Here is an 11,086-nt window from a genome sequence, read left to right on the forward strand (position 1 = left end):
CCTTTTATTCCGAAAGACCTATCCGAACCCAATGCGGTTCATTCGCTCATTTCTTCAGATATCGATTAATAAAGCCGCTTATGCGCTTGACATACTCTTGTTTATTCACAAAATATGCGTTGGCATGTACCGCTCCGGGTACCACGTACAGTTCCTTTTCTCCTCCGGCTGCCGCGACCAGGGGGTGAACCATCGCAAACGGAACAAAGCTATCCTGATCCCCGTGAATAAACAATATCGGCAGCCGTGTTTTAGCCACCTGCGTGAGCGCCGATCCCTCTCCGAAAAAATAACCCGAGCGCAGCTTGCAGATCAGGCTGGTCACCGGCAGCAGCGGAAACGGCGGCAGCTTGTACATTTGTTTTAGCTGATACGTCAAAATATCCTTCACCGAGGAATAAGCGCAATCTGACACAATGCATTTGACCTGCTCCGGCAAATCTTCGCCGCTAGTCATCAGCACCGTGGCTCCCCCCATCGAAACCCCATGCAAGGTTATGGCCATGTCCGGCCCGCTCCGCTGCAGCAGATAACGAATCCACTGCATGATATCCCTTCGGTCGGGCCAGCCAAAACCAATGTAGTCCCCGCCGCTTTGCCCGTGTCCCCGGTTATCCGGCATCAGCACATTGAAGCCCATTTCATGATAAAACTTGGCGAATGCCCCCATTTCCCTGCCCTGGCTGGAATAACCATGGACCACGATCACGGTTCGTTTCGACGGCTGCGCCGCCGGGATATAGTAACCTGTTAACGGAAGTCCGTCTTCGGCCTTGATATGTATGATTTCAAGCGGCTGGCTGTTCAGCCACTCCTCTTCCTGCTCCCAGGGATGATCCACTTTAGCCAAAGCCGGATCTTCGTCCAGGAATACCTTGCGGCTCCGTCTAATGCCGACATGATAAAAATACATACCAGCTGCCGCAAGCATCACCAGTACGATTAAAATGACACATGCGATCACCGTTGCTGCTGTCGTCATGTTTCCCTCCCACTGACCTTTGAATCATTGCTGACATATATTTGATGGAATCAATCACCATTTTAAAATAACATCCGCCGCCGCTTTATGACAAATAGAATGTTCTATATGAGCAAAGTAACCCCACAAAGAGTATCGGAAAGAAGTCCGACGACTCTCGAAGAGGGGCGCTTTTGCAAAGCAAAAGTACTGAGTGACGTGTAGCTTTTGAAGCTTATTCCGATTACTTTGCGGGGACCCCGGAAGTTTATACTTTCTGCTATGTCAAAAAAGCAGCGTGCAAGGCGATGCCCGCTGCAGCTGCTGTTCACTCCATTTTTCGAAACAAAGTTCACTCATGGAGTATCTTTGGGATCCTCTTTGCCACGTGCCATCGCCCGCAATGCTTGGCGATAGGCTTCATCGGAGCTGGGCTCGGGCTGCGTGGAAACTTCCGGGCCGCGCTTTTCCGTATCGGGAGCATACCCTGCAAATTTGCGGAGCGCCTCTCGATAAGCCTGATCATTGCCGCTCGCGGACCGGTGCGCTTCAAGCTCCGCTTCCTTCAGCGCCGTTTGATCCAAAGCCCTGGGGGCTGCCGCTTTCATGGCATGCCTCATCCCGGATTCAGACGGAACCTCCCCAGTCGTTTTTCCCGCTGGCAGCTCCGCAGGGGCCGCCTTTGTCTCTGGGCCATCGGGGCGGACCGGTTCATCCTCGATCTCGACCCGTTTCCCGGCTTTTCTGGAGACGCGGGAATTATAAATGAACAGAAAAATAAGCGCCGCGACAGCCAGGACAATAAATGCAATTACCATATGCCATTCACCCTACCTTGCGGCAGATGACGCAACCAGCTTTCCGGTTACCTCAGCTACTCGTCTGCCCAGAGCGCGTCCAAGAATCAGATCGTTGTCGCTTGGCAAATTTTTCGGATCTTCATCCGACAGCTCCACGGGGCAGGTAACGCCAACGCCGTAATAGGAACCGTACAAGGCATTTTCCGGAATGTTCCCAGGCAGCCCGACGATGATCATCCCGTTATGAAGCATAGGTGTAATGAGGTTGATTAATGTCGATTCCAAACCGCCGTGAACCGTAGCCGTCGTGCAGAAGACCGCGCCTACTTTTCCGATCAGCTTGCCTTGGGCCCATAAATAACCCAAGCGGTCGATCCAGGTTTTGAGTCCGGCGCTGATGGTGCCGAAATGACCCGGGCAGCCCCAAATAATAGCATCCATTTCCTCCAGCTTGTAGACATCGGCCTCATTGACATGAGCCACCTCCGTCTGTGCCCCTTCCACCTCGCTTGCGCCCTCAGCCACGGAACGTGCAAGCGCTTCGGTATGTCCATTTTCGCTGTCGTAAACCACATAGATCTTCATGCGGAATATCCCCCTGTTCATGCTTTGATTTCTTATTTATTCCCATAAGCTCCCCGATTATCCTTGGATGCCCTTGAATGCAAGCAAAATCCGGCGCAGCTGAATATTCGTTTTTCTTTTAGGGGATGCTCAGTTTAATTGGCAATACCCAGCAACCATTTTAGGAGGAGAACTCACGTATGAACTCTCGCGCGCTTCTTGTCAATGTCATCGTCGTTATTATCGTACTCGCGTTGGGCGGGGCGGCGATCTACTATTACAATCAGACATCCAGCTACGTTAAAACAGATAATGCGCAAGTGACCGGGCAAGCCGTATCTATCGCCGCTCCGGTAGCTGGCAAGCTGGACAGCTGGAACGGGCAAGTCGGGCATTATTATAAAACGGGCGATGTGGTCGGCAGCGTGGTTGCGCAGGGAACCAAAGTGAATATCACGTTTCCCCTCAGTTCCACGATCGTGCAGCAAAACGCAATTCCTCATTCCTTCGTGGCGCCGGGCACCTCGCTGGCAAGAGCTTTCAATCTGGATAATCTGTGGATTACCGCCAATATCGAAGAAACCAAGCTGAACAAAATCAAGGTCGGCCAAACGGTCGACGTATATGTGGATGCATACCCTGACACAACGCTCTCCGGCAAAATCGATCAGATCGGCTTGGCTACAGCCTCCACGTTCTCCATGTTTCCAAGCACCAACGCAACCGCCAACTACACTAAAGTCACGCAAGTCGTACCCATTGTGATCAGCATTGAAGGTTATAAAGGTCTCGGACTTGTCCCAGGCATGAGCGCTACCGTCCGAATTCACATCTAGAAGGGGGAAGGTTCCTGCCATGGCAAATGAACAAGAATTTCATATGGGGCGCACGCTGACCGTGCTGATGCTTGGAGCTTTCGTCTCCATTCTGAACCAGACGCTGTTGAACGTGGCCATCCCCCATTTAATGAATGAATTCAACGTGTCCGCGACTACCGTGCAGTGGCTCTCCACCGCCTATATGCTGGTTAACGGCGTGCTTGTGCCTGTAACGGCTTTTTTGATTGAATCCTACGGTACGCGGGCGCTGTTTATGACCGCTATGGGGCTTTTTACTGCCGGTGCGGTCATATGCGCAACCAGCAGTTCATTTGTCCTGATGCTGGTCGGACGGGTGGTCCAGGCCAGCGGTGCAGGCATCATCATGCCTGTGGTAATGAACGTGTTCCTGACGGTTTTCCCGCCCGAAAAGAGGGGCACAGCGATGGGAACGATGGGGATTGCCATGATGTTTGCCCCCGCGCTCGGTCCTACCCTGTCCGGCTGGATCGTGGAGCATTACACATGGCGTATTTTGTTCATTATGGTCATTCCTCTGGCGGTACTGGACATTCTTTTTGCTTTCCGTTGGCTGACCAACGTCAACCGGCTCACCAAACCGCAGTTCGATTTTTGGGGAGTCGCCTTTTCGACGCTCGGCTTTGGTTCGCTTCTGTACGGCTTCAGTTCCGCGGGCGATAAAGGCTGGGTAAGCGCTACTGTGCTTGGTTCCTTGTTTGTCGGTGCCGTTTTTATCGTTCTATTCGTCGTACGCGAGCTGAGGATGGAAGTGCCGATGCTGGACTTTCGCGTATTCAAATACGATATCTTCACCTTCTCGACGATTATCGGCGGCCTGGTCAATATGGCGATGTTCGGCGCGATGCTGCTGCTCCCGATCTATCTGCAGAACATCCGCGGCTTTACGCCCCTTCAATCCGGCCTATTGCTCCTGCCGGGAGCGCTGCTGATGGGGGTGATGTCACCGATCTCCGGCGCGATTTTCGATAAGACCGGAGCGCGTCCGCTGGCGATTGTCGGACTCGCCATTACAGCGATCACGACATTCGAATTCAGCAGGTTGACCTCGGACACCTCTTTCACCCATCTGATGCTGCTATACACTATTCGCAGTTTCGGCATGTCGCTGATCATGATGTCCGTGCAAACCGAAGGGCTGAATCAGCTCCCGCCCCGACTCGGGGCTCACGGCACGGCCATGTCCAACACGATGCGGCAGGTGGCGGGATCAATCGGAACCGCACTGCTCGTCACGGTGATGACAACCCGTTCGACGCTGCATATCGCGGAGGCAGGCAATCACTATACGCCCGACAATCTTTTTCTGACTGAGGATCTGGCGGCGCTTGGGCAAAATATTGCCGCCACCGCCGGAGTTCCTGCGGAAGCGGGATACGGCCTGGCCTTGCAAAGCGTATTCGGGATCGTTACGCAAAAGGGTACGATCGAAGGGATCAACGATGCTTTTATCGTCGCCACCTGGATTGCCGTTATCGCCTTGATCCTCTCCTTCTTCCTGCGCAGGGCCCGCAAGCCCAAGAAAACCAGGCACGCCAAATAACGGCGTAATACCAAAAGCCGCTCTGTACGAAAAGAGCGGCCTTTAGCTTAATATTCAGCTTGGTTTTATGCTATTGATTTGCTCCGCCTATTTCTTGATTCCCCATAACTTCAAAATCGCGTCATGCACATACGTATTTTCATGCACCCCTGTGAAGAGCTCGGCTCCGCTACCCATCGCTGTCAGCGGAATGTCCACGCCGGTATGGCCTGCTGTTGTCCAATCCACGTAAAACTGCTCTTTGGAGCCGTAGATCGTAAACGGTCCGTCTTCCTTCGAAATCCCGTCGCCGGACTCATCCTTGTCATCCGCAGCTTCCAGGGCAAAACCGCCGGTTTCATGGTCAGCCAACACCAATACCAGCGTATCCGGATGTTTCTTGGCGAATTCCTTGGCCACGCCTACGGCCTTGTCGAGTTCCTGTCCGGCTTTGATGGTCAGCTTGGCGTTGTTTTCATGCGCCATTTCGTCGGTTCCTTCCTCTTCAACCATCAGGAAAAAGCCCTTTTTATTCGTGGAGAGCGTATCGAGCGCTTTTTGCGTCATGTCCTTCAGCGGCACGACTGGATTGTAGATATCCCCTTCGCCTTCGGGTTTTTGCTGGAACATCTCTTCATTGGCGAATAGGCCGAGGATTTTGCCGTTTTTCGCTTTTTGCAATTCTTCCTTGCTGGTGACATATTGATAGCCGAGTTTTTGGGCATGCTCGACGAGATTTCCTTCCGTACCTTTGCTTTCCTCGGACGGATCTTCAGCTGGATGATCCGGGAATTTTCCCGGGCTGCCTTTTGGATACCAGAAATCTTCTCCGCCCCCTAGCAGCACATCCACCTTGCTGTTGTCCAAATACTGCTTCGCGATTTTGCTTTGCTGCGAACGGTCCTCTACATGGGAACCGAATACCGCCGGCGTCGCATCCGTGATCTGGCTTGTCGTAACAAGACCTGTGGATTTGCCGAGATCTTTGGCAACTTCAAGCACGGTTTTGACCGGCTTTTTATTCACATCGACGCCTACGGCGCCGTTATACGTTTTAACACCGCTCGCAATCGCCGTTCCCGCAGCGGCCGAGTCGGTGACAGCCACCGTAGAATGCGTGCGGAGAAACGCCGAATAAGGCATGTCATCCATCTGAAGTTTGCCGTTTAAACCGACTGTATTCAGGCGGATGGCATCACGCTGCGCCGCTCCCATACCGTCTCCGACAAAAAGGATCACATTTTTCGCTTTCACGGGCGCCGCGTTCCCTTTAGCTTGAACGGTTCCTCCGGCAATAACCAGACTTGCAGCCGCCGTAAGGCAGAATGCAGCTTGTACAATGCTCCGTTTCTTTCTTTTCATCATTTTTCCTCCTTCAGATGAATGCCAATAAGAAAAACGTCTATTGACGTACTATCACAGCAGACAGACCACCTTTAGCTGTAGTTTTTCTTGCGATATCAGGATGCGTTTCCCCTGAAGTTATACTTTCTGATATCTTAAGAAAAACGTCTATTGACGTACTATCACAGCAGACAGACCACCTTTAGCTGTAGTTTTTCTTGCGATATCAGGATGCGTTTTTCTTAGAGTTAGTCCTCTCTTATATCTTAGAAACAAACCATTAAAATAAATGCTAATAAATGTTAATTTTATGTATGATCTGCACTTTTTTCGCTTTATGGGAGGTTTCCCTTTCCTCAAATTTCATAAATCTCATTTTAACTGGTAGTGAGAGTATGATATATTTCATATCAGGCGGGTCTATTTCATCAAAAGGATTGCTTGGAAGTGGACCTCTCGAATTGAATATGAACTCACGAGTGGTGAAGGAGGAAATGCAAGTGGAATTCAGAGTTGAAAGAGACACCATCGGTGAAATTAAAGTTCCTGCGGACAAGCTGTGGGCAGCCCAAACGCAGCGGAGCTTTGAAAATTTCAAAATCGGCACGGAAAAAATGCCGCTTGAACTGATCCGCGAATTTGCGATCCTGAAAAAAAGCGCGGCTCTCGCCAACAAAGAACTGGGCAAGCTGGACGCTGAGAAGGCAGATGCCATCATTGCGGCCGCCGATGAGGTTATCGAAGGCAAGCTGAACGATCACTTCCCGCTGGCTGTATGGCAAACCGGAAGCGGCACCCAGTCCAATATGAACGTAAATGAGGTTATCGCCAACCGCGCCAACCAAATGCTGCAGGAAAAAGGCAGCGAGCAGCGCATTCACCCGAACGATGACGTCAACAAATCGCAAAGCTCCAACGATACGTTCCCGACAGCGATGCATATCGCGGCGCTGATTGCCGTGGAAGAGCAAGTGCTTCCGGCCATCGCCAAATTAAAGGAAACGTTCCGCACGAAAAGCGAAGAGTATATGGATATCATCAAAATCGGCAGAACGCATCTGCAGGACGCTACTCCGCTTACGCTTGGACAAGAAATCAGCGGCTGGCACCGCATGCTGGAAAAAAGCGAAGGCATGATCCGCGCCAGCATCGAAGCACTGCGTGAACTCGCCATCGGCGGAACGGCTGTAGGTACAGGCATCAACGCCCATCCGAAATTCGGGGAAATGACGGCGGCCAACATCAGCAAGCTGACTGGCAAAACCTTCACCTCCGCGGCCAACAAATTCCACGCGTTGACAAGCCATGACGAGCTCGTATATGTTCACGGCGCGCTGAAAGCGCTTGCTGCTGATCTCATGAAAATCGCCAACGATGTGCGCTGGCTGGCCAGCGGTCCACGCTGCGGCATTGGCGAACTGACCATCCCTGCCAACGAGCCGGGAAGCTCCATCATGCCAGGTAAAGTGAATCCGACTCAAAGCGAAGCGATGACGATGGTTGTATGCCAGGTGATGGGCAACGATGCGGCTATCGGTTTTGCCGCCAGCCAAGGCAATTTCGAGCTGAACGTATTCAAGCCGGTTATCATTTATAACTTCCTGCAATCGGCACGTTTGCTGGCTGACGCCATGGTTTCCTTTAACGACCACTGTGCGGTGGGTATCGAACCGAACCGTTCCGTGATCGACCGCAACCTGAACCAATCGCTGATGCTGGTTACGGCGCTCAACCCGCATATCGGCTATGAAAATGCCGCCAAGGTAGCCAAGCTGGCTCATAAAGAAGGCCTGACGCTTAAGGAAGCCGCCTTGAAGAGCAATCTGCTGACGGAAGAGCAGTTTGATGCCGTCGTGCGTCCGGAGCAAATGATCCATCCGAAAGAGTAGGCTTGTTCACTTCAATCAAGTCCCACTTAATAATTATAATGACATCCTTTATAGAGCAAGCTGGTCCGGTACTTATGCCGGAGCCAGCTTGTTTTGTTTTCTCTGGGGCGTTCCTCTCTACTTCTCGTCTTGACTCTCCAGCAACAGGAGACTTTATACTGATAATCAAGAAAAGGAGGCGGAATAAACCAAGGTGGAAAAATACTACTCAATCGGCGAAGTATCGAAACTGACCGGAGCGACCATAAAAACAATCCGCTATTACGATGACATTCATCTGCTTTCGGCTTCCCATGTCAGCGAAGCAGGTTATCGATATTACAATCAGGAAGACATATGGCAGCTTGAGCTGATTTTGTTTTTGCGGTATTTAGGATTCAAAATCAATGAAATCAAGCAAATGCTTCAACATGAACTGCCTGTGTCCACATCGATCAAGTGGCAGATCGAAGCAATCCAGCATCAACTGGACCATCTTGAGCGGATGAAACGGATCCTGATTCAGGCCGATCAACAGCATCAACCCGAATCCCAGCTGCAATTTTTGCATGACATCTCGGAGATCATCCATAAATCGAGCCGGAAACGCAAAGATTTTATCGCAGCAAAAATGCACCAAGCCTTCGTAGAGCCGGAGCTTTCCCCGGATTGGCGGGAGCAAATGCTCGCTGCTTATATCGATTTTACGCCTGAGCAGCAGGATTTAACCGAAATCCAGCTTGCCGCCTGGACCCGAATGAAGGCGATGCTGTCTGATACAACCTTTACCGCAGAAATCAGACAGAAGCTAAGCCCCTTCTGGGAGGCTGTCCGGCAGAATCACATCGACGCTTCGCCATGGCAGACAAAATACAAGCAAGTAACGGACGCCGTCATTTCGCTTATACAAAAAGGGGCGTCGGAACAAAGCCCGGAAATGCACAGAGCCGCATTGGATTACATCTCATTATTCCAAAACGCCGATGTGCCGCTGAACCTGGAACAGCTGCGGTTGTTTATCGAGCAGGCCAATCGCATGACCTCCGCGCGCATTCAGGAATGGTGGGAACTGGTCGTAACTCTTAGCCCTTCGCTTGTACCTTTTTTCGACTCGCAGACGATGATCCGCCAGACTGTTGAATGGTTAATCGCAAACCCTGAACATATCAATCTTAGAGGTGAAAGATAATGAGCATAACCCCACTCCATGTCTCTCTGCCTGAGGGCAATATACATATTGCTGTTTACGGTTCGCAAAACAAGACTCCCGTCATTCTTTTGCATGGTACGGCTGCCTATCATTACTGTTGGCGGAATGTGGCTGCCCATCTCGCTCAATCTTACCGTGTCTATTGTCCGGATATGTTGGGTGCCGGATTCAGTGACAAACCGATAGACGTTCCATACTCCAAGCGCGCCCAAGCATTACGTCTGATATCGGCAATCGAATCTCTTGGGTGCGGTCCTGTCCATTTGGCCGGGCATTCCCTTGGAGGAGAGGTTGCGACTCATATCGCGCTGGAAGCTCCCCATCTGATCCAAAGCTTGATGCTGATTGCTCCCGATGGCTTCAGGCAAGGCGTTATCCCTCCCGTCAGGTGGGCCGCCCGAAAAGGTTGGATGAACGGCATGTTCCGCAGAGCCATGCGCAGTCAGATGAAGCCCAAAACATTATCCCGAATACTGGCGCTTCCACTTGACCGCATCACTCCGGATTTCATGGAAAATTGGACTATGCCGTACACCCACCCAAACACTCCGGATATCATTGCCAAATCGCTTGCCGATGACGATACAGGAGTCATATCTGATCATGTACCCCAAATTACGCTCCCATCCCTGCTGGTTTATGGCACAAAGGATCGGATGATACCTAAGCGGGTTTTTGCCAAGTATCAGGCTCATTTGCCTAATGTCCGCACGGAGATTTATGAAGGTTATGGACATGTGCTTATGGAGCAGTGCCCCGAGCGTTTATCGGAAACGATCGACAGTTTTGTGAAGGAAAATCTCTAGTTTATGCCGCTAACGAATCTGGGAACCGCTATTCCCCCAAAAACGGGGCCTTTTCAAATGTAACGAAACTCCCAATCGTTATTCGGGCGAAACCCGGCTTCATCACGGTTTATTTTGATCAATAGCGATTCCAGGTTTCGTTAGATTATTTTAAAGGGCCATTTTGCCTAAATAACGATTGCTGGTTTCGTTAGAACAACAAAATAACCCCACAAAGAGTATCGGAAAGAATTCCGACGACCCTCGAAGAGGGGCGCTTTTGCGGAGCAAAAGTACTGAGTGACGTGTAGCCTTTGAAGCTTATTCCGATTACTTTGCGGGGACCCCGGAAGTTTATACTTTCTTATATGTCAAAAAAAGCGGCCCCCAAAAGGTCGCTTTGCATCTCGCCGAATATAATCATCTACCGCACAACCGGTTATATGAACTATTTAGTAATCCTGGGGAAGACTCTCAATGGCAGTAAAAAACACTTCGAAAAGTTCCCTGTCAAACTTGCTCTTAACATAGTCCGATATTTCGTCAAGCTGCTCTTGATCGTCATATTCCAGGCACGGCCGTCCTTCACACCACAGCACCCTGCACTCAAACTCCTGTCTTACCTTCTCAATCACGTAATCTTGCTCCGTCACTCCACCGCTGGTCGCCAACGACTTACGCCCCCTCCACAAGTGGTTTCCTTCATCGTAGTTGTTCCCTTATATTATTTAAAATTTAGATACATTTTTCCGATGACATTTATCACACCTGCGTGAAAAGAAGAGCGCCCCTACTTGACCTCAATCGTTCCCGATCGGCTTTTGACATACAGCGAGTTCTCCCCGGCGCCGATCGTCCCGCTGACATCCTTGTTCGTTTCATTTGCCGTGGATAGACCGCCCAAGTTAACGGATGTATCGCCTTTCGCATTCTCTACCTTGACCTTTAAATTGGACGGCTCTGTTCCATAGTCGACCCCAATATCACCCGTTTCGGTTTTGATGTTCATTTCGCCTTTTTCGTCAGTGCTGAAATTAGTTTTCGGCATTGCACGAATTGGTCGCTGCGGTTACGGACCGTTCTTCCGATCGCTGCCCGCCTCCAAATTTCAAACAAAAAGCACCCCTTATATATCGAGGTATGGGTAAGACAAAGTCCACAATTCCCGAAAAATA

The 11,086-nt window shown here is 50.8% G+C and carries 11 protein-coding genes; 5 read left to right on the forward strand and 6 right to left on the reverse strand.

What is annotated here, in order from left to right; all coding sequences use genetic code 11:
- Window positions 1–46 precede the first annotated feature (46 nt).
- The 3 genes from L6442_RS31130 to L6442_RS31140 form a co-directional block, all read right to left on the reverse strand.
- Window positions 47–982, reverse strand: a complete 936-nt coding sequence (locus L6442_RS31130; protein WP_212981369.1) for an alpha/beta hydrolase — start codon at window positions 980–982, stop codon at window positions 47–49.
- A 335-nt stretch (window positions 983–1,317) separates the two neighbouring features.
- Window positions 1,318–1,779: a hypothetical protein gene (locus tag L6442_RS31135; protein ID WP_212981368.1), complete on the reverse strand. Its 462-nt coding sequence runs from the start codon at window positions 1,777–1,779 to the stop codon at window positions 1,318–1,320.
- Between the two features lie 12 nt (window positions 1,780–1,791).
- A complete protein-coding gene (locus L6442_RS31140) occupies window positions 1,792–2,346 on the reverse strand; it encodes an NAD(P)H-dependent oxidoreductase (protein WP_212981367.1) in 555 nt (184 codons plus the stop codon).
- A 179-nt stretch (window positions 2,347–2,525) separates the two neighbouring features.
- Between L6442_RS31140 and L6442_RS31145 the strand changes: the two genes are divergently transcribed.
- Window positions 2,526–3,161: an HlyD family secretion protein gene (locus tag L6442_RS31145; RefSeq protein ID WP_212981366.1), complete on the forward strand. Its 636-nt coding sequence runs from the start codon at window positions 2,526–2,528 to the stop codon at window positions 3,159–3,161.
- A gap of 19 nt (window positions 3,162–3,180) precedes the next feature.
- A complete protein-coding gene (locus L6442_RS31150) occupies window positions 3,181–4,725 on the forward strand; it encodes a DHA2 family efflux MFS transporter permease subunit (RefSeq protein ID WP_212981365.1) in 1,545 nt (514 codons plus the stop codon).
- Window positions 4,726–4,812: 87 nt separating this feature from the next.
- Here L6442_RS31150 and L6442_RS31155 read toward each other — a convergent pair whose 3' ends face one another.
- Window positions 4,813–6,069: an alkaline phosphatase gene (locus tag L6442_RS31155; protein ID WP_212981364.1), complete on the reverse strand. Its 1,257-nt coding sequence runs from the start codon at window positions 6,067–6,069 to the stop codon at window positions 4,813–4,815.
- 479 nt (window positions 6,070–6,548) lie between these two features.
- On the opposite strand from L6442_RS31155, the gene fumC reads away from it, so the two are divergent.
- The 3 genes from fumC to L6442_RS31170 all read left to right on the forward strand — a co-directional run bounded on the left by fumC (window position 6,549) and on the right by L6442_RS31170 (window position 9,932).
- Window positions 6,549–7,937: a class II fumarate hydratase gene (gene fumC, locus L6442_RS31160; protein WP_194231769.1), complete on the forward strand. Its 1,389-nt coding sequence runs from the start codon at window positions 6,549–6,551 to the stop codon at window positions 7,935–7,937.
- Between the two features lie 193 nt (window positions 7,938–8,130).
- Window positions 8,131–9,105, forward strand: a complete 975-nt coding sequence (locus L6442_RS31165) for a MerR family transcriptional regulator (protein ID WP_212981363.1) — start codon at window positions 8,131–8,133, stop codon at window positions 9,103–9,105.
- Complete coding sequence (locus tag L6442_RS31170) at window positions 9,105–9,932, forward strand: alpha/beta fold hydrolase (RefSeq protein ID WP_212981362.1); 828 nt, start codon at window positions 9,105–9,107, stop codon at window positions 9,930–9,932. Before L6442_RS31165 ends, L6442_RS31170 begins: the two co-directional genes overlap by 1 nt.
- 431 nt (window positions 9,933–10,363) lie before the next feature.
- Here the strand turns inward: L6442_RS31170 and L6442_RS31175 are convergent, their stop codons facing one another.
- Window positions 10,364–10,582: a hypothetical protein gene (locus L6442_RS31175; RefSeq protein ID WP_212981361.1), complete on the reverse strand. Its 219-nt coding sequence runs from the start codon at window positions 10,580–10,582 to the stop codon at window positions 10,364–10,366.
- 119 nt (window positions 10,583–10,701) lie between these two features.
- On the reverse strand, window positions 10,702–10,959 hold the full coding sequence (locus L6442_RS31180) for a DUF4097 family beta strand repeat-containing protein (protein WP_272880303.1): 258 nt from the start codon (window positions 10,957–10,959) through the stop codon (window positions 10,702–10,704).
- Between the last annotated feature and the right edge of the window lie 127 nt (window positions 10,960–11,086).

Source organism: Paenibacillus azoreducens (genome assembly GCF_021654775.1).
GTDB classification, from domain to species: domain Bacteria; phylum Bacillota; class Bacilli; order Paenibacillales; family Paenibacillaceae; genus Paenibacillus_AQ; species Paenibacillus_AQ azoreducens.